This is a genomic window from Sinomonas terricola (genome assembly GCF_034931225.1).
Lineage (GTDB): Bacteria > Actinomycetota > Actinomycetes > Actinomycetales > Micrococcaceae > Sinomonas > Sinomonas terricola.
In genome coordinates this window covers 37,576-61,814 of sequence record NZ_JAYGGQ010000003.1, presented here as the reverse complement: position 1 = coordinate 61,814, position 24,239 = coordinate 37,576, and the positions used below count along the sequence as shown (strand labels likewise).

Annotated in this window: 20 protein-coding genes; 8 read left to right on the top strand and 12 right to left on the bottom strand. The window is 71.2% G+C overall.

Features of this window, described 5'->3' with window-relative positions; all coding sequences use genetic code 11:
* Positions 1-137 precede the first annotated feature (137 nt).
* Both SPF06_RS06040 and SPF06_RS06035 read left to right on the top strand, forming a co-directional pair.
* Positions 138-812 (top strand): potassium channel family protein, encoded by a 675-nt coding sequence (locus tag SPF06_RS06040; protein WP_323278102.1) that lies wholly within the window; start codon positions 138-140, stop codon positions 810-812.
* Positions 809-1,528 (top strand): potassium channel family protein, encoded by a 720-nt coding sequence (locus SPF06_RS06035; protein WP_323278101.1) that lies wholly within the window; start codon positions 809-811, stop codon positions 1,526-1,528. The genes SPF06_RS06040 and SPF06_RS06035 overlap by 4 nt, the downstream gene beginning before the upstream one ends.
* Before the next feature lie 12 nt (positions 1,529-1,540).
* Here SPF06_RS06035 and SPF06_RS06030 read toward each other — a convergent pair whose 3' ends face one another.
* From SPF06_RS06030 to dut, 5 genes are all read right to left on the bottom strand, one after another.
* Complete coding sequence (locus SPF06_RS06030; protein ID WP_323278100.1) at positions 1,541-2,824, bottom strand: hypothetical protein; 1,284 nt, start codon at positions 2,822-2,824, stop codon at positions 1,541-1,543.
* Between the two features lie 60 nt (positions 2,825-2,884).
* Complete coding sequence (locus SPF06_RS06025) at positions 2,885-3,598, bottom strand: DUF3159 domain-containing protein (RefSeq protein ID WP_323278098.1); 714 nt, start codon at positions 3,596-3,598, stop codon at positions 2,885-2,887.
* A gap of 12 nt (positions 3,599-3,610) precedes the next feature.
* Entirely contained in the window at positions 3,611-3,928 is a 318-nt protein-coding gene (locus SPF06_RS06020) for an OB-fold nucleic acid binding domain-containing protein (RefSeq protein WP_323278097.1), read from the bottom strand.
* Positions 3,921-4,631, bottom strand: coding sequence for a DUF3710 domain-containing protein (locus tag SPF06_RS06015; protein ID WP_323278096.1), 711 nt, complete (start codon positions 4,629-4,631; stop codon positions 3,921-3,923). The genes SPF06_RS06020 and SPF06_RS06015 overlap by 8 nt, the downstream gene beginning before the upstream one ends.
* Positions 4,632-4,699: 68 nt before the next feature.
* Entirely contained in the window at positions 4,700-5,197 is a 498-nt protein-coding gene (gene dut, locus SPF06_RS06010; RefSeq protein ID WP_323278285.1) for a dUTP diphosphatase, read from the bottom strand.
* Between the two features lie 115 nt (positions 5,198-5,312).
* Between dut and SPF06_RS06005 the strand changes: the two genes are divergently transcribed.
* A complete protein-coding gene (locus tag SPF06_RS06005; RefSeq protein WP_323278094.1) occupies positions 5,313-5,798 on the top strand; it encodes a DUF3093 domain-containing protein in 486 nt (161 codons plus the stop codon).
* A 23-nt stretch (positions 5,799-5,821) separates the two neighbouring features.
* Here the strand turns inward: SPF06_RS06005 and SPF06_RS06000 are convergent, their stop codons facing one another.
* Positions 5,822-6,121: a DUF4193 domain-containing protein gene (locus tag SPF06_RS06000; protein ID WP_323278092.1), complete on the bottom strand. Its 300-nt coding sequence runs from the start codon at positions 6,119-6,121 to the stop codon at positions 5,822-5,824.
* Positions 6,122-6,352: 231 nt separating this feature from the next.
* Between SPF06_RS06000 and sepH the strand changes: the two genes are divergently transcribed.
* Entirely contained in the window at positions 6,353-7,717 is a 1,365-nt protein-coding gene (gene sepH / locus SPF06_RS05995) for a septation protein SepH (RefSeq protein ID WP_323278091.1), read from the top strand.
* Positions 7,718-7,774: 57 nt separating this feature from the next.
* Here the strand turns inward: sepH and SPF06_RS05990 are convergent, their stop codons facing one another.
* From SPF06_RS05990 to SPF06_RS05975, 4 genes are all read right to left on the bottom strand, one after another.
* Complete coding sequence (locus tag SPF06_RS05990; protein ID WP_323278090.1) at positions 7,775-8,440, bottom strand: thymidine kinase; 666 nt, start codon at positions 8,438-8,440, stop codon at positions 7,775-7,777.
* Positions 8,433-9,635, bottom strand: a complete 1,203-nt coding sequence (locus SPF06_RS05985) for an alkaline phosphatase family protein (RefSeq protein WP_323278088.1) — start codon at positions 9,633-9,635, stop codon at positions 8,433-8,435. Before SPF06_RS05985 ends, SPF06_RS05990 begins: the two co-directional genes overlap by 8 nt.
* Positions 9,632-10,342, bottom strand: coding sequence for a DUF5998 family protein (locus SPF06_RS05980; protein ID WP_323278086.1), 711 nt, complete (start codon positions 10,340-10,342; stop codon positions 9,632-9,634). The genes SPF06_RS05985 and SPF06_RS05980 overlap by 4 nt, the downstream gene beginning before the upstream one ends.
* Positions 10,343-10,409: 67 nt before the next feature.
* Positions 10,410-13,136: a bifunctional acetate--CoA ligase family protein/GNAT family N-acetyltransferase gene (locus tag SPF06_RS05975; protein WP_323278084.1), complete on the bottom strand. Its 2,727-nt coding sequence runs from the start codon at positions 13,134-13,136 to the stop codon at positions 10,410-10,412.
* 92 nt (positions 13,137-13,228) lie between these two features.
* Between SPF06_RS05975 and SPF06_RS05970 the strand changes: the two genes are divergently transcribed.
* Positions 13,229-15,703, top strand: coding sequence for a DNA gyrase/topoisomerase IV subunit A (locus tag SPF06_RS05970; RefSeq protein ID WP_323278082.1), 2,475 nt, complete (start codon positions 13,229-13,231; stop codon positions 15,701-15,703).
* Between the two features lie 79 nt (positions 15,704-15,782).
* Here SPF06_RS05970 and SPF06_RS05965 read toward each other — a convergent pair whose 3' ends face one another.
* A complete protein-coding gene (locus SPF06_RS05965; RefSeq protein WP_323278080.1) occupies positions 15,783-17,468 on the bottom strand; it encodes an MFS transporter in 1,686 nt (561 codons plus the stop codon).
* A 310-nt stretch (positions 17,469-17,778) separates the two neighbouring features.
* On the opposite strand from SPF06_RS05965, the gene SPF06_RS05960 reads away from it, so the two are divergent.
* From SPF06_RS05960 to SPF06_RS05950, 3 genes are read left to right on the top strand one after another with little or no spacing between them, the layout of a single operon-like run.
* Positions 17,779-19,263 carry a four-carbon acid sugar kinase family protein gene (locus tag SPF06_RS05960; RefSeq protein ID WP_323278078.1) on the top strand — a complete coding sequence of 495 codons (1,485 nt, stop codon included), beginning with the start codon at positions 17,779-17,781 and terminating at the stop codon, positions 19,261-19,263.
* A gap of 27 nt (positions 19,264-19,290) precedes the next feature.
* Entirely contained in the window at positions 19,291-20,220 is a 930-nt protein-coding gene (locus tag SPF06_RS05955) for an NAD(P)-dependent oxidoreductase (protein WP_323278076.1), read from the top strand.
* Between the two features lie 9 nt (positions 20,221-20,229).
* Positions 20,230-20,748, top strand: coding sequence for a DinB family protein (locus SPF06_RS05950; RefSeq protein ID WP_323278074.1), 519 nt, complete (start codon positions 20,230-20,232; stop codon positions 20,746-20,748).
* 53 nt (positions 20,749-20,801) lie between these two features.
* On the opposite strand, the gene cydD is transcribed toward SPF06_RS05950, so the two are convergent.
* A complete protein-coding gene (gene cydD, locus SPF06_RS05945) occupies positions 20,802-24,236 on the bottom strand; it encodes a thiol reductant ABC exporter subunit CydD (RefSeq protein WP_323278073.1) in 3,435 nt (1,144 codons plus the stop codon).
* Positions 24,237-24,239: the final 3 nt, after the last annotated feature.

Sequence of the window (24,239 nt, the reverse complement as noted above, 5' to 3'; positions counted from 1 at the left end):
CTGCGCGCGGCAAGTCATAGTCCGGGCCTTGGAGGGAAGCGCCGCGACCGCACGAGGATTCGATAGATTGGTTCCGAGCCTCCATGCACGGAAGGCTGGGCCGGCTGCGCGCCGGCCGTAGGACGCAAGGAGCACGCGTGGCGCATTACGTGATCATGGGGTGCGGGCGCGTCGGCGTCTCCCTCGCCCACACGCTCGAGGACTCTGGCCATTCCGTGGCGATCATCGACCAGGACGACAGGGCGTTCCGCCGGCTTCGCCGGACGTTCGGCGGCCGGAAGGTCACGGGCATCGGCTTCGACCGCGACACGATGAAGCAGGCGGGCATCGAGGACGCCTACGCGTTCGCCGCGGTCTCGAGCGGCGACAATTCGAACATCCTCGCGACGCGCGTCGCGCGAGAGACGTTCCACGTGCCGCACGTCGTCGCCCGCATCTACGATCCGGGCCGCGCCGAGATCTACCAGCGCCTCGGCATCCCGACCGTCGCCGCCGTCCGCTGGAGCGCGGACCAGGTGCTGCGCCGCATCCTCCCCGAGGCCGGGATCGCAGGAGACTTCCGCGATGCCTCGGGTCGGCTCGTCCTCACCGAGGTGGACCTCGACCCGTCGTGGCTGGGCCAGCCCGTCGCGGCGATCGAGAAGGCTGCACCTGTCCGGGTCGCCTACCTGACCCGGTTCGGTGAGGGAACCCTCCCGGCCCCCGGAACGAGCTACCAGGAAGGCGACACGATCCACGTCATGATGCGACTCGGCGATTCGCCCGAAGTGGCCCGCATCCTCGCCGCGCCGCCCGTGAAGGAGGGCATGTGAAGGTCATCATCGCGGGCGCCGGAAGCGTCGGCTCCTCTATCGCGCGCGAGCTCCTCGCCCACCGGCACGAGGTGCTGCTCATCGACCCCAAGCCCGAGGTCATCGGACGGAGCGGGCTTAGAGGCGCGAAATGGCTCATCGGCGACGCTTGCGAGCTCACGACGCTGAAAGAGGCACAGGTGGACGCCGCCGACGTCGTCGTCGCGGCGACCGGCGACGACAAGGTCAACCTCGTCGTCTCCCTCCTCGCCAAGACCGAGTTCGGCGTGGGCCGCACGGTCGGCCGGGTCAACAATCCCAAGAACGACTGGATGTTCGACGGCTCGTGGGGAGTCGATGTCGCGGTCAACACGCCGCGGCTCATGACCGCGCTCGTCGAGGAAGCCGTCGAGATCGGCGACGTCGTGCGGCTCCTGACGCTCCAGACCGGCGTCGCGTCGCTCGTCGAGTTCACGGTGCCGCACGGCTCGGTTCTCATCGGGCGCACCGTCGGCCAGATCGACTGGCCCTCGGACGCGACCCTCGTGGCGATCCTGCGGGACCAGGCGCCCATCGCGCCGAGCGTCGACGACGTCATCGATCACCGCGACGAGCTCTTCTTCGTCTCGACAATCGCCGCCGAGGACGAGCTGCGCCTTCTCCTTTCCCCCGGCAACGGCGAGGAGTCCGAGGAACTCGTTTCAGACGAGGGCGAAGACGACGGCTTCGACGGCTGACGCCGCGGCCTATCACGCCGTGATCGCCGGCGGAGTCGGTGGAGTTGGCGGCGTCCGGCGATGTTGCCGGTCGGCGAACCGCCGATACCCCACGAAGAGGACGACCGCGAGCGCGACTGCGAGGGCGATGAACACCGTCGCCTGCTGACCGGTCATGGCAGCCGGGACGACCCCGAAGACCAAGGACAGGAGTCCTCCGAGCAGCAGCGCGTTCGCGGACGACGGCGAGGCCTTGCCGAGCGCGAAGCTCGCGGCCCACAGCACGACAGCGACGACCGTGGCAATCACGCTCACGGTGCGCGCCCACGCACTGACGGGACCGCCGCTCGGGCTGGGGTAGTAGGCATCGATGCCGAGCTCGAACGCTGCAACCGTCAGGACGCCTGCACCCAGCGGGAAGACCAGCGCCAGCATCCTGCTCGCAGGAGCCTTGGCAGCCCTGCGGAGCCTCCACCGGACTTCAGCGAGGCGCAGGTGACCCGCCGCGAGCGCGATGAGATAACCTGCGGCCACGACATAGAAGCTGAGCGCCGAGTGGCTCCCAGTCGAGCGGACGGCTGCGAAGATCAGGGTGAAGAGGCCCCCGGAGAACAGGCTGTCGGACGTGATCGGCGACGTCCTAGCGAAGACGAAGCCTGTTGCGAGGAGAAGGAATCCGACGATCGTGGCGATGACTCCAAGGTTTCGGCCGTAGAGCGCCGTCGCGTCCACGAACGCCTGACCTGACTGCTCAGCCGGCCCGTAGGGCGGCTCGGGAGGCGGGTAGAACGACTGAATGCCCAAGGACGCCGAGAAGGTGATCAGGACGCCCGCTATGAGGGGAAAGATCACCGTCAAGGCGGCCCGATCCCCGCCCGTCGGGGCCCGGCGAAGCCATCTCACACGCTTCCACGGCCAGCCCTGCGTGAGCACGTGCCCCAGGGCGAGTGCGGCCAGAAGAACCCCAGCCACGGCGGCGAAGCTGCCGGCGGTCTCAGCGGACGCGACACCGCGTCCTGCCGCATAGAGCAGGGTAAACAGTCCGCCGTAGAGGATCCCGTCGGCGATCACCGCGGCACGGGTCGGCGCGACAGCGCTCACCGCTATCGGTACGAACGCGATGCCCGCGATCACCGCGGAGACCACACGGTTGTAGGCCTCGAGCGCGAGCCGGTACGAGCCGTAGTCGTCCGCGGTCCCCATCGAGGGCAGGAGTTCGGGCTGCGGATAGAACGCCTGGATGCCGAATGCCACGAGCAGAGCGAACAGTACCCCCACAAACAGCGAGAAGATGATCCGGAGCGCCTGGTTCTCCATGCCCTGAGACTAGGGTTCGGGAGCTAGGTCGGATAGGGCCGAGGGTCCCGCCGCGATCCTCTACCGAGTGCCCGGAATGGGGCGCGTCACGAGCCACGCGAGCCAGAGGCCGAGCGCGTAGAGCGGCACCCCGAGGATGAGGCGCATCGCCCCGAGGGCCACGAGCCCGGCGCCGCCCATGAGGTAGAGAGGCACTTCGACGACGAGCCGCAGCGCGAGCACCGCGAGCATGATCCACGTGCCGATCCGGTACTGCCGGGACCGCCCCGCGCTCTCGCGCCAGCGGACGCCCTCGTTGCGCAGGAACCCGAACAGGACGCCGACGAGCGGCCAGCGGACTGCGATCGACACCGCGAGCGCGAGAATGTATGCCGCGTTCGTGATGAATCCCGTGACGTAGAAGTTCTCGGCCTTCCCCGTGAAGAGGGCTAGGGCCGCGGACACGCCGATGCCGACGATGCCCGCGAACGCCTGGGTGAGGGTCGAGCGGCCGACCAGCCGGACGACGACGAAGACGGCCGCGACGGCGACCGAGAGGACGGCGGAGAGCACGAGGTCGTTGAGGACCGTGAACACAACGAGGAAGACGAGAGCCGGGAGCACGCTCTCGACGATGCCGCGGATTCCGCCCGCGCTGCGGAGCACGTCGATGCGGCCGTCGTCGTGGCGATGGAGCCCCGCATTCGCGGCGTACGCGCTCGCCATCTCGCGGGCGAGGCCCGACCGTCCGGGTTCCTGGCCCTCGTTCTGCTCGGGTTCTGCGGCACGGCCCATGGCTGCCTCCTCTTAGTCTTCCTTCGCGAGGATCTCGTAGCGGGGGTTGTAGATGGTCGGCTCGCCGCGGTGGGTCGAGAGCATCCCGGAGAACCGGAGCGCCGTGCCCGCGCTGATGCCGCGCAGGCGCCGCCGGCCCAGCCAGATGAGGCGGACGGCGGGGCCGCGCCCGGCGCGGGGGGCGTCTCCCGATTCGATGACCGCGCTGAAGCTGGGCGCCTCGGACGGCGGAACGAACGTGACCGAGCGGATGACGCCTTCTCCTTGGACCTGACCGCGGTCCGGGAGGCGCGAGAAGTCGAACGGGATCGCGATGGGGCCGTCAGCCAAGATGCGTGATCTCCGGGCCGCGCTCCGGCGCGCTCGGAGCCTGGTTGGGCGCGGCGTCGCCCTCTGTCTGGTCGACGGGCAGACGCAGGGGCAGGAGTTCGCTCGGCGGGAGCGGCGATTCGCCGCGGTCGACGACGACCGAGCGGAAGAGCTCCTCGAGCTCCGCGGCCGCGGCTCGGTCCGACGTGGCATGGCCCGAGATGACGCCACGGAGGAACCACCGTGGGCCGTCGACGCCCATGAAGTGCGCAACCCGGTGTCCCCGGCGGCCATCCGCCATCGACGTCGGAAGCTTCGCGACGAGTTCGGGGCCGAAGCTCCCCTCGACCTCCTCGACAGTGCCGCCTTGGCTCTCGACCGACTGGGCGATCTGCGCCCGGATCTCTCCCCACAGTCCCTCGCTGCGCGGCGCGGCGAAAGCCTGGACCTGAAGGCTCGAACCGTTGAGGTCCATGGTGACGGCGACGACCCGGCGGGTCGCCTCCTCGACCTCGAGCCGGATCTGGAGGCCCTCGATGGGCCGGATGAGGATCGCGCCGAGGTCAACGTAGCCGACTGCCGTATCCTTCTCGCTCGCGTCAAAGGGCCCCTTCTCGGGGCGGCCGTAGCCGCTCTTGTCTGGCTCGGGGCGCCGCCGAGGGGCACCGAGGACCGTGGGGTCCTCGGCCGTCAGCTTGGCGTTCTTGCCGCGTCCGAACAGCACGTCTACAACTCCTTCAGTCAGCCGTCCGGGGGCCACCGCTGGGCGAGTCCCGGTCCAAGCAGGCGCTACTACGCCGAGAATCCCCCGGTGGAGCCGAAGCCGCCGGTCCCCCGCGCCGACTCCGAGAGCTCGGCGACGGAGACGAAGCGCGCGTACTCGACGCGCTGGATCACCATCTGTGCAATTCTATCGCCGCGCCGGAGGCTGAGCGTTTCGCGCGTATCCGTGTTCAAAAGGGTCACAGCGATCTCGCCCCGATACCCGGCATCGACGGTGCCGGGCGCGTTGACGACCGTGAGGCCATGCCTCGTCGCCAGGCCGGACCGCGGATGGATGAGGGCGACGTAGCCGAAGGGCAGCGCGATGCTTACGCCCGTCGGGACGAGGCGGCGCTCCCCCGGCGCGAGCGAGAAGTCGATGCGCGAGCACAGGTCGGCGCCTGCGTCCCCAGGGTGGGCGTACGACGGCGCCGGAAGGCCGTCGTCGAGCATCACCACCTCGACTTCGAGGGTCGGCTGCCACGCCTCGTGGGCCGCCGGGCGGGCGTCCTCGGCCCCGTCGGCGATGGCCTCGGGCTGGTCGTCAGTCGTCTGGGCTGCGGTCACCTACCCACTGTATCGGCTGGGCTCGGGGCCGCCGGCCGCTTTGGCGCTTGCGCGGGCGTGATGGAAAGCTTGAACCATGTCTGATTCGCCGTCCGCCGCGCCCTTGCCCCGAGAATCCGCGGGAGCTGTTTTCACCGAGAAGCTCTGGCCCGCGTGGTGGGTGTGGGTCGTCGTGCTCGGGATCGCGGGGGCTTGCGTCCTCGTGCTCGCGCCGATCAGCGTCTCCGCGGGCTTCACGGGGGCGGCCATCGTGTTCCTCGTGCTGTGCGGGATCCTTGTCGCGACGACGCCCGCCGTCGTCGTGACCCCACGGGAGTTCCGCGCTGGGCGCGCTGTGCTCCCCCGCGAATTCGTCGCCTCGGCCGAGGGATTCACGGGCGACGAGGCGACGGCCGAACGAGGCACCCGACTCGACGGACGGGCCTACCTGTGCCTGCGCGGATGGATCTCGCCCGTGGTCCGGGTGGAGCTCGACGATCCGGACGACCCCACGCCGTACTGGCTCATCTCAACGCGACGGCCAGCGCAGCTGGTCGCTGCGCTGGCCGCCAGTCGGGCCTGATCGCCCACATGAGCTGATCTGCGTCAGCCCTCGCATTCCTTGCAGTAGTACAGCCCGTTCTTCTCACGGGCGATCTGCGACCTGTGGCGCACGAGGAAGCACGATGCGCACGTGAATTCGTCTGCCTGGGCCGGCAGGACACGCACGAGCAGCTCTTCGCCGGACAGGTCCGCACCCGGGAGCTCATAGCTGTCCGCGGCCTCGGCCTCATCCTCGTCCACTGAGGCGGACTGCTTGTCCGTGCGCCGCGTCTTCAGCTCCTCGAGCGAATCCTCGTTGAGCTCTTCCTCGTTCTTGCGCGGCGCATCGTAATCGGTCGCCATAGTTCTTCGTTCACGCTCCGGTTAGTCGCATCAGTCACGTGGTCACTCCACGTAGTCCACTCTCTAACGCACTCGGCCCCCATTTTGTGCCCAGTGACGGGGAGATTGTTCCCGATCGGCGCGAGTTTCGCCACTCCGGTGCAGATTGTGGTCCTACGATGTCGCGGCACACCGAGCGATTGCCCGGAAATCCGGGGGCGGGGATGGCACAGTTCTGTGGAGGACTAGGCAATGCTGGAGGCATCGATGCGGGATCAGCCGCAGGATCATCTGCAGGAACTGCGCCTCGTCGGCGTGCACGACGACGGGCAGCACCTCCTGCTGACCGCCGGCTCGGGCGGTACCTTCCGCCTGCCCCTCGACGAGGCCCTGCGTCGCGCCATCGCGCGCCCGGCACCCCAACGGCCCGCCCCGTCCGGCGCCGCGAACATGTCTCCCCGCCAGATCCAGGCTGAGATCCGCGCGGGTGCCACCGCCGAGAGCATCGCCGAGGCCTCCGGGATCCCCCTTGCGAGGGTCCAGCGCTACGAGACGCCCGTGCTCGCCGAGCGCGAACACATGGTGCGCCTCGCCCAAGGCTCCGAAATCGCGCCGCCGCCGCCTGCCCAGTCCGCGTTCGCGGCAGAGTTCGGCCCGGGCCCCGCACATCTGGGGGACATGGTCGCGCACCGTCTCGCGGTCCACGGCGTGGATCCGTCCACCGTCGAGTGGGACTCGTGGCGACGGAGGGACGGCCTCTGGACTGTCGTGGCGCGCTTCGAGCTGCCTGCGGATGCGCCCGACTCGATCGGCGAGGAGCCCCCCGCGACGTGGACGTTCAACCCCGTGCGCCGGAGCGTCACGAACGCGAACCGCTGGGCGCAGCAGCTGAGCGAGCTCGAGACGCTCGACGGCCCGACGTCGCCGAGGCGCCTCTCCGTCGTCGACCGCCCGTTCGACGTCGAAGCCGAGCCGGCCCGCGCGTCCCAGCCTGATGCGCACGATGCCGAGTCTGATCTCCTTGACATGCTGCGGGCGCGCCGCGGCCAGCGGCTCGGGGTCGACGAGAACGCGGACGACGCCCTCGCGCTCCTGCTCACCCAGGGCATCCCTGCCGCGCATCCACGACCCGCGGAGAACCATTCCGAGAGTGAGGCTCGCGACGGCGAGGCGCGTCCGCGCCGCCTTGAGCCCGTGCGCGACAGCATCACGTCGATCTTCCCGCGGCTGTCCCGCGAGGAGGACGCCAGCAGAACGCCCGAGGACGGCCATCTGCGTCTGGCCCCTGGCCTGAGCACCTCGACGCGAGAGATCACGATCGTGCCCGCGGTTCCGTTCCCGGGAGCAGGGCGAGACGACGATGTGGACGACGCCGCGGATGAGCGGAGCGGCGAGGCCGAGGCCTCAGAAGCGGGCGCCTCGCACGACGAATCCGAGCCCACGGGCGGCGCGGACGACGCGCCCACGACCGCGGAGTCTCCGGCGCCGTCGGCGACGGCGCCGGAAACGGCCACCGCCGACGAACCGGCCACGGAGCCCCAGCGGCGGACATCTCGTCCCAGGCGCTCGTCGATTCCCAGCTGGGACGAGATCGTCTTCGGCACGAAGGGCGACTAGGCGCGGCACGATAGGCCAGTCGGGGCGGCGCGTCGAATTCGGCGCACCGCCCCTCGGCTAGTCTCCGAACGGCAGGAGCTGCTCCTCCTCGCGGAGGACATTCGCGGTCGCCGCCGTCCGGTGCTCACGATGGTGGCGGCGGCACAGGGTCTCGTACCCGACCTCCTCGGCCGGCTGCATCTCGCTCTGAACGCCGCCGATGTCGGCGATCACCACTTGGTCCCCCTCGACGACCATGTGGCCGCCGACGGTCCGGGCATTGTGAGTCGCGCGCCGCCCGCACCAGCACAGAGTCTCGACCTGGAGCACCTGGATGCGGTCCGCGAGCTCGACGAGCCGGCGCGAGCCGGGGAAGAGCTCCGCACGGAAGTCGGTGAGGATTCCGAACGCGTACACGTCGGCTCCGAGTTCGTCCACAACTCGCGCGAGCTCGTCGATCTGGGCCGGATTGTAGAACTGCGCCTCGTCGCACACGAGATAGTCGACCTCGTGGCCCGAGGTGCGCAGCCGCACGACCTCGTCCCAGAAGCTCAGCGCTCCCGTGACCTCGCTCGCACCGACCCGCAGCCCGAGCCGACTCGTGATGACGGCCTCGCCCGCGCGGTCATGCTTCGTGAAGAGGACTCCGCGGCGCCCGCCCGCCCGATGGTTGTAGTCCATCTGGAGCGCGAGGGTCGACTTCCCGCTGTCCATCGTTCCCGTGAAGAACACGAGCTCAGCCACGCCGCCTCCGCTTCGACTTCGCCGGGCCCCCGGCCCGAAACACCACAAGAGGCACGAGCCGCTCGGCCTTCGTGAGCGAGCCGTGCTGGCCCACCATCGAGAACGCCGTAGGGCGGGCCCGACGGCCGTCGTAGAGGGCGAGCTCGCCATGGACGGCAACCAGGACATCGCCAATCCGCGGGAGGACGTCGTCTCGCACGTCGCCGAAGAGCCCCGCCTCGACGGCCTCCTTCCGCGTCATGATCCAGGCCTGGCTGCCGAAGCGCTCGCGCCAGCGGTCGATCACACGCTGCACCGCGCCGTCATGCCCGGGATCCTCGACGTGCAGGTGGACCATCCGGGGCTCCCCCGCGGTGTGCCGCACGCCCTCGACGAGGTCGGGCTCCGCCCCGAAGTCGATGCGGCGGTGTTCGGGGATGTCCACCATGCCGTGGTCGCCCGTGACGAGGACGAGCGTGCCGCCCGGGAGCTGGGCATCGAGACGCCGGATGCACGAGTCCACCTCTTCGAGGGCCTCCTCCCACGCGCGCGAGCCGCAGCCCGAGAGGTGGCCGGCCTTGTCGAGGTCGTTGAGGTAGAAGTACAGGAGCGTGCGCGGCGCCCCGGCGACCGCCTGTGCCGCCGCGGTCGAGCGGGCATGGAGCGTCTCGGCTCCGACAAACCGGCTTCCCCGCAGCGCGGCCCGCGTCATCGCCGAGCGCTCGAACTGCGGGAGGCTCACGGTCGTGACGGGGATGCTCTGCGAGATCCGCTCGAAGACGGTGGGAAAGGGCTGCCACCGGTCCGGGTCGACATCCGGATCCCATCCGCCGAGCTGGTTCACGACGCGGTCGAGGTGCGGCGCGAGCACGTCGTAGCCGACCATCCCGTGCTGCCCCGGCGGGAGTCCGGTGCCGAAGCTCGCGAGGGATGACGCCGTCGTGCTCGGGAACGCAGCATCCAGCGTCGTCGGGATACCGCCCTGGGCCTCCTGGAGCTTGGCCCTGAGGAAAGGCGTGTGGGCCGCCCGCTGGGTGAGGAGCGAGCGGCCGAGGCCGTCGACCATGACGACGCACAGGCGGGGCGTCGCAGGCAGGCCGAGCGCGTTGTCGAAGCCCGGGAGGCCGAGGGCGGCGGCGCAGCTGGGAAGCACCTCGGCGAGGCTGCGGCGCCCGTACGCGGGCGGCTCGGGCAGCGGCTGCCCGACAGCCGTCATTGGCGGCCCCCGTGGCCGCGCACGCGCCCGCCAAAGCCCGCGAGCCGCGGGCGCGGCAGGCCGTCCGCGGGCGTGCCCGGGCCCGGTGCCGCACCCGACGCGCTCGCCGCGTTGGCCGCGCGCAGGAGCCGCGCGAAATGCTTCGCGGTGCTGACCGCCTCGGGCCCGTCCGCCTCGGCACTGATCCGCAGCACGATGTCCTCTTGCGCGATCGTCCCGGTGTATCCGTGGTCTGCGTCGCAGTTCGGGTCGCCGCACGAGGCGGGGAGGATATCGAGCCGCTGGCCGCCGGACCACGCGATCGCGAGGGTGACCTCGTGGACGGGGTCCCCCGGCTCGTACGCGGCCGGCTCGGCGAACACGTAGCTGAGCACAACCGTGGCGATCTGGGCGAGCGGGACCGACTCGGTCGAGACCTGGGCCGTCATACGCTGTGGATCCGCCTCGAGCGGGGCTTCGTCGACATGCGTGATGACGAGGAGCTCGTCCGTGAGCGCGAGGACGGTCACGTGGCGCCGGACCTCGGCGCGCTCGAAGTGGGTCTCGAGATGCACGAGATGGGCGAGCGTCGCGGCGCCGTCGAGGGCGTCGTCGACGACGTCGGCGACGAGCCGGGGGTAGAAGCCGGTTCGCTCGAGGTCGGCGCTCAGGGTCCTCGTCGTCGCGGTCTCCTGTCCAGGAACGCGGGGGGACGGCGTATGGCTCATGCGCACCATTCTCCCAGACGCCGCATCGGGCACGCTTTCGGCCCTTGGGCGCACGCCCCTGGGCCGGCTACTGCTCCGACATCGCGCGGCGCGCCGTGTCCGTCCGCTGGGCGGCGTTGCCTAGCCACACATCGGCGTGCAGGACCGTGAGGCCCTGCTCGCTCACGACGACGGGCCTGAGCTCTAGCACGGACACCTCGGGATGGGCGTCCTTGAACAGCGCGATCCGGCCCACGAGCCCTTCGACGGCTGCGACGTCGAGCGCCGGGAGGCCTTCGTACCCGAGCAGCTTCTGCGCCGCCCGCGGCGCCCGCACGAGGTCTCCGACGTCCTGGGTCGTGAGCGGCGGGACGCGATGTGCCCAGTCGTCGAGGAGCGCGACGGCGTCCCCCGCGAGCCCGAACGAGACGACGGGGCCCAGGAGCGGGTCTTCGATGGCCCGGACGACGCAGGCCTGGCCGAGCGGAGCCATGCGCTGGACCTCGAGCTTCGCGGCCCCGCGGGACGAGTCCGCGAGCGGCCCGTACGCCGCAAGCGACTCCTCCATGACAAGGACGGCCGAACGCAGCGAGGCTTCGTCGCGGATGTCGATCCGCACGGTCCCGAGGTCGAGGCGGTGGCGGAGGCTTTCCGCGGTGGACTTGACCGCTACCGGCCAGCCGAGCTCGTCCGCCGCCGCGACGGCCTCCTCGGCGCTGCTCACCGGGCGGGACGGGAGGACGGGAACGCCGTAGCACGCGAGGAGGGCCGCCGCCTGCTCGGGGTCGAGGCGCACGAGCTCCGTGCCCGAGACCCCGGCCTCGGCAATGAACCGCGCGATGAGCGCGTGGGCGGCCTCCTCATCGTGCTCGGCCTCGAACGGGGTCCCCTCTTCACGCGCGAGCCATTCGCTGTAGCGCGCGACCGCGCCGAGGGCGGCGACGGCGTCCCCCGCGCTCGTGAAGGCGGGAATCCGCGCGCGTGCCGGCCCGGCGCCGTCGTCGTCCGGGATCATGCCCTCGGCGTCCTCGGGGTGCGCGAGGATGCCCGTGAAGGCGGCGACGACAGTCTTCGACCGGGACGCCGCGCACTCGGCGAGGAGGTGGGCGACGGCGTGCGGGCGCACGCCCGCCGTGGGGACGAGGGCGAGGACGACGGCGTCGACCGTCCCGCCGTCCATGGCCTCGAGCACGCGGGCCCTCAGCGCGGGCAGCGCGACGGACGGCCCCGAGAGGTCGAGGTCCCACGCGTTGAGGACGACGGCGAGCCCGTGCGACTCCGCGGCGTCAGCGACGACGCGGCCCAGCGCGACGGCGTTCGCGAGGACTGCCACCCGGGGTCCCGCCGGCCGGGGCCCCTGGAGGATCTGGGCAACGTCCACGAGCTCCTCGAGCGTCGACACACGGATGACGCCGGCCTGGCGCAGCATCGCGTCGAGGGCACCGGGCGGGGCCTCCGACGCGCGCACGGCGTGCCCCGGAGGCAGCCGCACCCCGAGCACATCGCTCTTCGCGACGACGACGGGCTTGGTCCGCGCGAGGCGCCGGGCGATCCGGGAGAACTTGCGCGGATTGCCGAAGGATTCGAGGTACAGGGCGACGGCGCTCGTCGCCGCGTCGTCCTCCCAGAACTGCATGACGTCGTTGCCCGAGACGTCCGCGCGGTTGCCGGCGGAGACGATCGTCGAGAAGCCGAGCCTCCGGCGCGCCGCCGCGGCATAGAGTGCGACGCCGATCGCGGCCGACTGGCTGAACAGGCCGAGCGGCCCGCGCCGCGGCATGTCCGGGGCGAGGGACGCGTTGAGCCGCACGTCCGGATCCGTGTTGACGACGCCGAGCGAACCGGGCCCCACGACGCGCATGCCGAGCGCGCGGGCACTGCGCACGAGCTCCCGCTGGCGCGCGAGGCCACGTTCGCCGTCCTCGGCATGCCCCGCCGACGCGACGATGACCCCCCTGACGCCGGCAGCGGCGCATTCGGCGACGACGCCCGCGACGTCGTCGTACGGCACGGCGACCAGGGCGACGTCGACCGGCCCTGGGACGTCCCGGATGCTCGCGTAGGTGAGCATGCCGCCGAGCTCGAGAGCCTCGGGATTGACCGCCGCGACCGCCCCCGCGAAGCCGCCCTCGACGACGTGGGAGAGCAGCTGATGGCCGATCGATCCCCAGCGCCGGCTCGCCCCGACGATCGCGATAGAACGCGGCGCGAGCAGTCCCTTGACCGAGAGCGACTCCGCGCGGTGCTCCCTCGACTCCATGACGGAGCGGGACTTCTCGGTCGGGTCGATCTCGAATGCGACCATCACGACGCCGTCGTCGAAATGGCGCTCGACGGCGTAGCCGGCCTCCGCGAAGACCGTGAGCATCTTGCGGTTCTCGGGGAGCACTTCGGCTGTGAAGCGTCGGATCCCGCGCTCTCGGGCGGCGGCCGCGAGGTGCTCGAGCAGGATCGATCCAAGCCCGCGCCCCTGATGTCGGTCCGAGATGTTGAACGCAACCTCGGCCTCGGCGGGATTGTCGAGCCGGTCGTAGCGGCCCACGCCGATGATCTCGTCCCCGATCGTGATGACGAGGGCCACCCGATCGTCGTAGTCGACCTCCGTGAAGCGCTTGAGCTCCGCGTCCGAGAGGCGCGCCTTGTAGCTGAAGAAGCGGAGATAGACGGAGTTCTCCGACTGGCCGACGTGGAACGCCTGGAGGGCCTCGGCATCGCTCGCGCGGATGGGCCTCAGATGCGCCGTCCCGCCGTCCCGGAGCACGACATCGGCCTCCCAATGCTGGGGATATGCGCTTCCAGGGCCCTGATCCGCCATAGACTCAACCCTAGTTCAGATCCCGTTCCCTCCCCGTTAGGATTCAGCAAGCGTTGGCACGTCGATCGTCCCCGTCCGGGAAGTCCTCCGAAATGCTGCCCCTCGGCGACGCACCGGCCGAGAACATCACGGACATCGATGTCGCGTCCGAGATGGAGACATCGTTCCTCGAGTACGCGTACTCGGTGATCTATTCCCGGGCACTGCCCGATGCACGGGACGGGCTCAAGCCCGTCCAGCGGCGCATCCTGTACATGATGAGCGACATGGGCCTCCGGCCCGACCGCGCCCACGTCAAGAGCGCGCGCGTGGTCGGCGAGGTCATGGGCAAGCTCCACCCGCACGGCGATGCCGCGATCTACGACGCGATGGTGCGCATGGCGCAGGACTTCTCGCTGCGCCTGCCGCTCATCGACGGGCATGGCAATTTCGGCTCGCTCGATGACGGGCCCGCTGCGCCGCGGTACACCGAGGCCCGCATGGCGGCGGCCGCGCTCGCCCTCACGGACGACCTCGACGAGGACGTCGTCGACTTCGTCCCGAACTACGACGGCCAGCTCATGCAGCCCGAGGTGCTCCCGGCCGCGTTCCCGAGCCTCCTCGTCAACGGAGCGACGGGCATCGCCGTCGGCATGGCGACGAACATGGCCCCGCACAACCTTGCCGAAGTCGTCTCCGCCGCGCAGCTCGTCATCGCGAATCCCGAGGCGACGCTCGAGGAGGTCATGGAGCTCGTACCAGGCCCCGATCTCCCCTCGGGCGGCCGCATCGTGGGGCTCGACGGCATCCGCGACGCGTATCGCACGGGCCGCGGCTCCTTCCGCACGCGCGGGACGGTCGCGGTCGAGCAGCTCTCGGCCCGCCGCACCGGGCTTGTCGTGACCGAATTGCCGTACACGATCGGCCCCGAGAAGGTCATCGAGAAGATCAAGGACGCCGTCGGCTCAAAGAAGCTCCAGGGCATCAGCGACGTCGTGGACCTCACGGACCGCAATCACGGCCTCCGGCTCGTCATCGAGCTCAAGAACGGCTTCAACCCCCATGCCGTCCTCGAACAGCTCTACCGCTACACGCCGCTCGAGGACTCGTTCGGCATCAACAACGTCGCCCTCGTGGACGGGCAGCCACAGACGCTCGGCCTTCTCGAGCTCCTGCGCGTCTACGCGGACCACCGCATCTCGGTGGTGCGCCGCCGCACAGCGTTCCGCCTCGGCAAGCGCAAGGACCGGCTGCACCTCGTCGAGGGCCTCCTCGTCGCGATCATGGACATCGACGAGGTCATCCAGATCATCCGGACCTCGGACGAGGCCGCGGCCGCACGCGAGCGGCTCATGGCCGTGTACGACCTCTCCGAGATCCAGGCCAACTACATCCTCGAGCTGCGCCTCCGCCAGCTCACGAAATACTCGCGCATCGAGCTCGAGAAGGAGCAGGACGAGCTGCGCCGCGAGATCGAGGAGCTCGAGGCGATCCTCGGCTCTGACCTTCTCCTGCGCGAGCTCGTCTCGCGGGAGCTCGGCGAGATGGCCGCGAAGTACGGCACGCCGCGCCGCACGGTGCTGCTCGAGTCCGAGGCCCGGCCCGCGTCCGCGGCGCTCGCGGCGTCCGACGGCGGCGAGGCCAAGAAGGCCTCGGGCAAGGCCCCCGCACTCGCGCTCGAGATCGCGGACGAGCCGTGCTGGGCGATCCTCTCGGCTTCGGGCGTCATCGCGCGCACGGCGAGCGGCGATCCGCTCGCCGAGGGCGGCCCGCGCATGAAGCATGACGTCTTCCGCTCGGTCGTGCGGACGACGGCGCGCGGCGAGCTGGGTGCCGTGACGTCGGCCGGGCGGATGGTGCGGCTCCAGGCGGTCGATTTCCCGGTCCTCGCCCAGACGGCCGGCCTCCCGAACCTAGCGGGCGGCGTGCCCGCGAAGGACTTCGTGACGCTCGAGAAGGGCGAGACGCTCGTTGCCCTCGTCCCGCTCGACACGGTGTTCTCGCTCGGGACGGAGCAGGGCATTGTCAAGCGCGTCGCGCCCGACTATCCGCTCAATCGGGAGGACTGGGAGGCCATCACGCTCAAGGCCGGCGACCGCGTGATCGGTGCCGCGCCCGCGGCAGACGAGGATTCGCTCGTCTTCATCACCGAGCAGGCACAGCTCCTCCACTACCCCGCCTCGAGCGTGCGCCCGCAGGGCCGTTTGGCCGGAGGCATGGCCGGCGTCAAGCTCGCGGACGGAGACAAGGCGCTGTTCTTCGGCGTCATCGGCTCGGGCGACGGGTCCGCCGTCGTCGTCACGATCGCGGGAAGCCGCGGCGCCCTCCCGGGCACCGCGCCCGGGACGGCCAAGGTGACGCCATTCGACGAGTACCCCGCGAAGGGCCGCGCGACGGGCGGAGTGCGCTCGCATCGCTACCTCAAGGGCGAGGACGTGCTCCTCGTGGCATGGGCGGGGCATGGCCCCGCAAAGGCCTCCTCGACGGCCGGCGTCGCGCGCTCGCTCCCGAACGAGCACGGGCGGCGCGACGGCTCTGGCGTCCCACTCTCGCAGGGCATCGAAGAGGTTGGCCCGAGCTTCGGCTGAGCGCCAATCGAACGGCAGGAGGCCCGCCACCCCGTGACGGAGCCGGGCCTCCTGCCGTTCCGCGCCAGCCGAGCGGGTCTCAGATCACGGGGATGCTGGCACTGACCGGTCCGGACGCGACGGGTTCCTCGCCCGACGCCTGCGCTTCGAGAGCTGTCGCCTGGAGGTCCACGCCCTCCCGCTCCGCGGCATCCGCAGCCGCGGGATGGTCGAGCGGAAGCTGAACGACGGCGCCGTCGTCCGCGACGGCGAGGGGCACCTCGGCGAGCGGCATGTGGGTGAGGTCTAGGAGCGGATCGTGGTCCTGCCGCGCAACGACCGCGTGCGCCTCGGCCGGGGTCTCGACGCTCGGCATCGACCCGGGCAGCGGGCGCCCTGCGGACTCGTGGAGGAAGAACACCGCGACCGCTCCGACCGCTGACGTGCCCATGAGGTAATACGCGGGCATCATGTCGTTGCCGGTCGAGTGGATGAGCGCGTCGACGATGAACGGCGTCGTGCCGCCGAAGATCGCGACCGCGAAGTTGTAGGCGATGCCCATCCCGCCGTAGCGGCTCGCCGTCGGGAACTGGGCGGGCAGCGCCGAGGCGAGATTCGCGACGTAGAACGTCACAGGGAACGCGATGAGCGCGAGCCCCGCGAGGGTCGCCGGCACGGAGCCGACGCCGATGAGTGCGAAGGCCGGAACGGCCAGGACGATCGTGCTGACGGCACCGATCCAGAGGACCGGGCGGCGTCCGATGCGGTCCGAGAGGCGCCCCGTGAGCGGGATGCACAGGCTCATGACCACGAGGACGGGGATCGTCAAGAGCGTGCCGTTGAGCTCGTCGTAGCCCTTCGACTCGGTCAGATACGTCGGCATGTACGACGTGAGCGCGTAGCCGACGGTGTTGGCGGCCGCGACGAGGACCATCGAGACGACGATCTCGCGCCAGTAGGCGCGGACGATGCCGAGGGGGCCCTTGGCCGCCGCCTCGTCCTTCTCCGCGAGGTCATGCAGGGAATGCTCCTGCGCATCCAGCGCGGCCTTGAACGCGGGGCTCTCCTCGATCCTGAGCCGGAAGTAGATCGCGGTCGCGCCGAGCGGCCCCGCGACGAGGAACGGGATCCGCCAGCCGAACTCCCCCATCGCGTGGGAGCCGAGCGCGAGCTGGAGCCCGGAGACGAGGGCGGCGCCGAGGGCGAATCCGAGGTAGCTCCCCATGTCGAGGAAGCTCGCAAGGAAGCCGCGGCGCCGGTCTGCGGCATACTCGCTCACGAACGTCGTCGCGCCCGCGTATTCGCCACCCGTCGAGAAGCCCTGGACGAGCTTGACGGCGACGAGGAGGACAGCGGCCCCCAGGCCGAGCTGCGCATAGCCCGGCAGGAGGCCGAGGGCGAACGTCGAGGCCGCCATCATGATGAGCGTCGCCGCGAGAACGCGCTGGCGCCCGATCTTGTCGCCGAGCCAGCCGAAGACGACACCGCCCGCGGGGCGGGCCACGAAGGTCGCGGCGAATGTGCCGAGCAGGAAGAGGGTCTGCACGGAAGAGTCGGCCTCGGGGAGGAAGACGGGGCCCATCGTCGTGATGAGGTAGCCGAAGACGCCGACATCAAACCACTCCATCGTGTTGCCGACGATCGTCCCGCCGATGGCCCGGCGGAGCATCGAGCGATCGACGACGTTGACGTCGCCCACTCTCAGGCGCCGTTTGCGGAAGACGATCCGGCGCCGCGCGGTGGTCGCGGCCGGTTCGGTAGCTGTCTGGCTGAGGTCTCTCGGCATGCTCACGTCTCTCGGTCTTCGAAGGTCTGGTTCGAGCTGTTGTGCTGTGACTGTCTGCTGCCCCACTGGGCAGCCATCTACTGTAATCGAGACAATCGATAGTCAACTATCAATTAGATCCCGATGAACGCGCCTTTCATGCACTGGGCCCGCCATCACAGGACTTCAAGCGTTATCGATCCGTTACCAAAAGTCCGCGTCGGCGTCGGCTTGCGGGGCGGCCCCGGGATGTGCAACCCTTGGATTAAATGTCAGACATCTTACAAATGTCGTGACTCCAGCACTGAGTCCAGCACAAGGAAGTGTCACCTTGCTCCTCGAAGCCGATGCGCTTGCCCCATACCCCGCCGAGCCCCGGATTTCGGCGTCGGACGTTGCCTCCGCCGTCGCCCGTTCCGGCCGCGTCCTCGTCGTGCTCGACGACGACCCCACGGGCACCCAGTCCGTCGCGGATCTGCCCGTGCTCACGAGCTGGGACGTCGATGACTTCCGGTGGGCCTTCAGCGCCGAGCCCGCGGGTGGGCGCGCGTCCGCGGTCTACGTGCTCACGAACACCCGCAGCCTCGATCCCGACGAGGCCGCGCGCCGCAACCGCGACGTTGTGAGGGCCGCGCTCGAGGCAGGCGCCGGGACGGGCACTGAGGTCGCCTTCGTGAGCCGCAGCGACTCGACGCTCCGCGGCCACTTTCCCCTCGAGACCGACGTCATCGCGGAGGCCCTCGCCGAGCACGGCGCGGCGGACGGCGGTCCCAGCGCGATCGATGGAATCGTCATCGTCCCTGCGTTCCCCGACGCGGGGCGCGTCACGATCGGCGGCGAGCACTACATGCGCTCGACCGGGCCGGACGGCGCGGCCGCCCTGGTCCGAGTGAGCGAGACTGAGTTCGCGCGCGACGCGACCTTCGGCTTCTCGACGTCGTACCTCCCCGACTACATCGAGGAGAAGTCCGGCGGGAGGCTAGCCGCGGCGGGCGTCATCGTCCTCGACCTCAGCACGGTCCGCGCCGGTTCCGAAGCCATCGCCGACGCGATCACCCCCGCGGAGTCGTTGACACCGATCGTTGCGGACATCGTGTCCGAGGCCGATTTCCGAGCCCTCGCTCTCGGGCTTGAGGCCGCAGAGGCGCGAGGGAAGACGCTCCTCTACCGCGTCGGCCCGCCCTTCGTGCGAGGCCGCATCGGACAGGAGATCCGCGAGCCCCTCACGGCCGATGAGATCTTCCGCGGCGAGACACCCGCCCGCGACGATGCGAGCGCGGGCGGGCTCATCGTCGTCGGCTCGCACGTCGGCCTCACGACCCGCCAGCTTGCGCGCCTCACGGAACAGCATGCGTCGTCCCACATCGTCGAGCTCGACGTCGCTCGGCTCCTCGATCCCGCCCAGGCCGAGGCCTACCTCGAGGCGCGCGTGGCCGAGGTCGCCTCCGCCCTGGCCGACCGCGACGTCATCGTTCACACGAGCCGCACCCTCGTGCGCTCGGACAGCCCTGCCGAAAGTCTTGAGATCGCGCGCGCGGTGAGCGCCGCCGTCGTTCGCCTCGTGAGCCGCGTACTCGCGACGACGCCGCCGCGCTTCGTCATCGCCAAGGGCGGCATCACGTCCTCGGACGTCGCGGCGCATGGGCTCGAGATCCGCCGCGCGATCGTCCGCGGCCCCATGCTCCCCGGGATCGTCTCGCTCTGGGAACCGGTCGACGGCCCGGCCCGGGGGATCCCCTACGTCGTGTTCGCGGGCAACGTGGGCGACGACGAGTCGCTCGCCGCCGTGACCCGCACGCTCAGCCGCACGTTCTAGCCCACACCACACGCCTCAGGAGTTTCCATGTCCGAGAATTCCCCCGCCCCCGTCGTCGCCGTCCTCGGGCTGGGCGCCATGGGCCTGCCCATGGCCGCGCGCCTCGCGAGCCGGCTCACGGTGCACGGCTTCGACATCGCGCAGGCCCGCCTCGACCTCGCCGCCGAGGCAGGCGTCGCGACGTTCCCGTCGGGCCGCTCAGCCGCCGCAGGGGCCGACGCGCTGCTCCTGGCTGTTCGCAACGGAGAGCAGCTTCACGATGTGCTGTTCGGAGCGGAAGGCGTCGCGAGCTCACTCGGGCCGGGCGCCGTCGTCATCCTCACGAGCACCGTCGGCATCGAAGCCGTGCGCGAGACGGCGGAGCGCCTCGCCGATCTCGGCATCGGGCTCGTCGACGCACCGCTTTCGGGCGGGCCCCTCCGCGCGGGCCATGGGGACCTCCTCATCGTCGTCGGCGCTGCGCCCGAGGACCTCGCGAAGGCCCGTCCCGTGCTCGTGCTTCTCGCCTCGACGCTCACGGTCGTCGGGCATCACCCCGGCGACGGCCAGGCCCTCAAGACCGTCAACCAGCTCCTATGCGGCGTGCATATCGCCGCCGCGGCGGAAGCTCTCGCGCTCGCGGACGCGCTCGGTCTCGACCAGGCGACGACCCTCGAGGCGCTCAACGCTGGCGCCGCGGGCTCCTTCATGCTCGGGAACCGGGGCCCCCGTATGCTCGCGGCGTACTCGGACGGCGGCGCGGAGGTCCTGAGCCGGCTCGACATCTTCGTCAAGGACATGGGGATCGTGGGCAAGGCTGCCCGGGCCGCAGGGCTCGCCTCGCCCGTCGCAGCCGCGGCCGAACAGCTCTACCTCCTCGGGCATGCGCAGGGCCTTTCCGCGCACGATGACTCGGCCGTCATCAAGGTCATCGCGCCGACGAGGCGGAACCCGTCCGAGGCGTCAGCGGCCCGTTAGACTGCGGGCATGCCCATCACCCCAGACACCAAGGACTGGACCTGGGTGCTCCGCGAGCGGTGCCCCGAATGCGGTTTCGACGCCGATAGCCTCACGCCCCGCGATGTCGCCCGGCGCGTCGACGCGGCCCTGCCCCGCTGGGACGCGGCCCTCGCACGCGCAGGCGTCCGCGAGCGCCCACGGGAGGACACGTGGTCGCCGCTCGAATACGGCTGCCACGTGCGGGACGTCTTCGAACTCCTCCGGCAGCGGCTCGAGCTCCTGCTCGTCGAGGACGGCGCCCAGTTCGCGAACTGGGATCAGGACGCGACCGCCATCGAGAAGGCCTACGCTGACTCCGCGCCCGAGGCCGTGCGGGCCGAGCTCGCCGAGCAGGGCGCCGCTGCCCGCGACGCCTTCGCCGCGGTGCCGGAGGCGTCCTACGGGCGGCGGGGGCTGAGGAGCAACGGCTCCGAGTTCACGGTCGTGACCCTCGCGCAGTATTTTCTCCACGACGTCGAGCATCATCTGCACGACGTGCGCGGCTAGCGGTACGCAGGCCAGCAGCCCGCGAACCCCGTCCCGGCCGCGCCGCGACGGGCTCAACTCGCGAGCGCGAACCGGCGCACGCCGTCGCCTAGCGCGTCGAGCCGGACGAGCAGGTCACCTTCGCGCAGTTCCGATGCGCGGTGGGTGACCATGACGACCGTGCGGTCCTCGAGCGCCGCGTGCAAGGCGGAGACGAGCTCGTGGGCGGCCTCGGGGTCCAGATGGGCGGTCGGCTCGTCGAGAAGTACGACGGCGGCGCCCGCGACGAGCGTGCGAGCGACTGCAAGCCTCTGCCGCTGCCCCCCGGAGAGCTGGGAGCCGCGGCTGCCGATCCGCGCGTCGAGTCCGCCCGGAAGGGCTCGGACGTGGTCGTCGAGGCCCACGCGGTCTAGCACAGCCCAGAGTTCGTCGTCGTTCGGGGCCTCGTCGCGGGGCCTCGCGACGGCGAGGTTCCCACGGACGGTCGAGTCGAACAGGTGGGACTCCTGGGGGCACCATGCAACGCGGCCGCCCACGCGGATGGTCCCCTCCCGGGGGGCGAGGAAGCCGAGGAGCACGGCCAGCAGGGTCGTCTTGCCGCTCCCTGACGGGCCCGCCACGACGAGCCACTCCCCGGGCCCCGCAGCGGCGGCGAGGCCGCGGAACGCGTCCGGGCTCCCGGGCCAGCCCGCCGCCAATCCCTCGATCGCCAATCCCTCGAATGGCGCACCCTCTACTCCCATTCCCGCGATCGGCGCGCCCAGTGACGCCCGGCCTTCGGCGGCCCCGCCCTCGGGAGCCTCCCGCGCGGCCTGCGTGAGGCTGCGCAGTGCCGAGCGCAGCGCGGGAATCCGCTGCGCCGCGGTGCTCGCAGCTGCGAACGGCTCGGCAAGTGCGAGCTCGAGCATGACGACGGCGGCGAGGACCGGTGGGGGCGCGTTGCCCACCGCGAGCGTAGCGACGGCGGCGAAGCCGGTCGCGACGATCACGAGCGCCTTGCCGAGCCCCTCGGCGGCGATGCCGCGGCGCTCGAGCGCCGCCAGCCGGCGGTCGTCGCCCTCAAGGGACGCGAGGACCCGCGGCGCGAGCCCGTTGGCCTTGAGGTCATCGGCCGCGGAGAGGGCCTGGCCGATCCTCTCGAGCAGGCGCGAGCGCCCGGCCTGCACGTCCGGCGCGGCCCGCCGGTCAGCCCACCGGGTGGCGAGCGGGGCGACGACGAGTGCGAGCAGCTCGGCGGCGGCCAGCGCCGGGATCTGCTGCGGGAGGAGCCAGCCGACGGCGACAAGCGCGGCGGTCGCGAGGAGGAAGGCCGTCGCGACGGGCTGGACGACGCGCGGAAGCTCGTCCCGCACGGACTCGGCGTCCCCGATGAGGCTCTCGAGCGCTGCTCCGGGGACGAGCAGCCGCCTGGCGCTCAGGCCGCGGGAGGTGAGCGCCTGCCAGAGCCGATCGCGCAGGGCCGCGAGGGTCGCGAAGACGGCGGCGTGGGTTGCGAGCCGCTCCGCGTAGCGGAGCGCCGCGCGCGCGATGCCGAAGAAGCGCACGCCGACGATCGCGGCGAGCAGGTACAGGATCGGCGGATGCTCGGCGGCCCGCACGATGAGCCAGCCGGACAGTCCCGCGAGCGCCGCCGCGGCAGCTGCCGACCCGAGCCCTGCGAGTGCCGCTACGAGATAGCGGGCAAGGTCCGGGCGGGCGAGGCTCCACAGCGCGCGGAGCATGAGCGCGGGGGCTGGCTGCCCGTCGTCCCGAGGCTGGGCGTTGCGGGGGCCTCTCGGGCCCGCCGCGGTCGGGTCGACGTCGAATCGCCCGACGCCGCGCGGGCCCCTACGGTCCAGGTCCGTGCGTGTGTGTGGCCCGGCGGCGAGCACGACTTGTTTTCGGGCGAGCGCCGCCGTCTCGGGTGCGTGGGCGATGAGCAGCATGGTCGCCCGTCCTCGGAGCGCCGCGAGGGCGGCCTCGACGGCGCTCGCGGCCCTTGCATCGAGGTGGGCGGTGGGCTCGTCGAGGAGCAGAAGAGTTGCGCCCGCGTGCACCCGCAGGAGCCCGCGGGCGACGGCGATCCGCCGCTGCTCCCCGGGGCTCAGCTCCGCAGGGGCGGCCGCGGCTAGCCCCTCGCAGAGGACGGCGTCGAGCGCCTCGCGGATCGCGGCCGCAGCATCGTCCCTGGGAATGCCGTCCGCGGCGAGGGCGAGCTCGGCGCCGACGCTCGGCTCGGTGAACTGGGGGTGCTGCGGAACGTAGGCGATGCGCTCCGGCTCGGCCCCCTCGAGCACGCCGTGGACGTCGGCGCCGGCGCCGTCGCGGACGAGCCCGGCGACAGCGTGCAGGAGCGTTGTCTTGCCCGCTCCGCTCGGCCCGGCGATGAGCGTGATCTCCCCCGCCGGGGCCGTGAAGCCGATCCCATCGAGCACCGCGTCCTCGCGCCCGGCGTAGCGCACGGTGAGGCCCTCGGCGCGCAGGTCGGTCGGCGTCGAAAGACCGGAAGAAGACGCCCCGCAAGATTCCCGCGCAAGCGCGGTGCCGCGCGGCCGGGCGATCGCCTCCTCCGCTCGGCGTAGGGCCTCGATTCCGTCCTGGCTCGCGTGATGCGCGGTCCCGAGGTCGCGCACGGGCTGGAAGCACTCGGGGGCGAGGACGAGGGCGAGGATCCCGGTTTCGAGCGATAGCTCGCCGTTGACGAGCCGGATTCCGATGAAGACCGCAACGACGGCGACCGAGATGGTCGAGAGCAGCTCGAGCGCGAGCGAGGACATGAACGCGACCCTCAGCGTCGCCATGGTCCGGGACGAGAATTCCTCCGAGATGGCGCGGAGCGCCCTGCGCTGCTCTCCCGCCCTCCCGAGGCCGACGAGGACCGGGAGGCCCTGGGCGAGCTCGACGAGATGCGTGCCGAGGCGGGCGAGCGCCTGCTGTGCCGCCGCGACGCGGTCCTCGGTGTGCCTCCCGATGAGGATCATGAAGACGGGCACGAGCGGCAGCGTGAGCGCGATGATGAGGGCACTCACCCAGTCGGTGTCGAGGATGCGGGCCCCGACGAGGAGCGGAATCGCGGCGCATTGCACGAGGGCCGGGAGATACGCCGTGTAATACGCGTCGAGGGCGTCAAGGCCGCGCACGGCGAGCACGGCGGTCGCCGCGGCCGACGACGCCACGCGGGCGGCGCCGTCGTCGCCCTCTTCCCCAGCCGACGCGTTCGGCGCGGCGCGGCCGCCGCGCTCGAGCGCGCTCCCGACGAGGCGCGCGCGCAGGTCCTCGCGCACGCCGACGGCAGCCCAGCGCCCCGCCTGAAGCGAGCCCCACTCGGCGGCGGCACGAACGACGACGCCGCACGCCGCCACGAGTGCCGCGCCTCGCCAGCCGCTCGGCTCACCGGAGAAGGCACCGGCGAGCCCGTTCGCGACGCCTTGGGCGAGGAGCACGAGGCCAGCGGCCTTCGCAACCGCGAGGACGGCGAGGACCGCAAGCGCGGCTTTTGTCGTGCGGCCGGACGGGACGCTCGGGCGCACCGG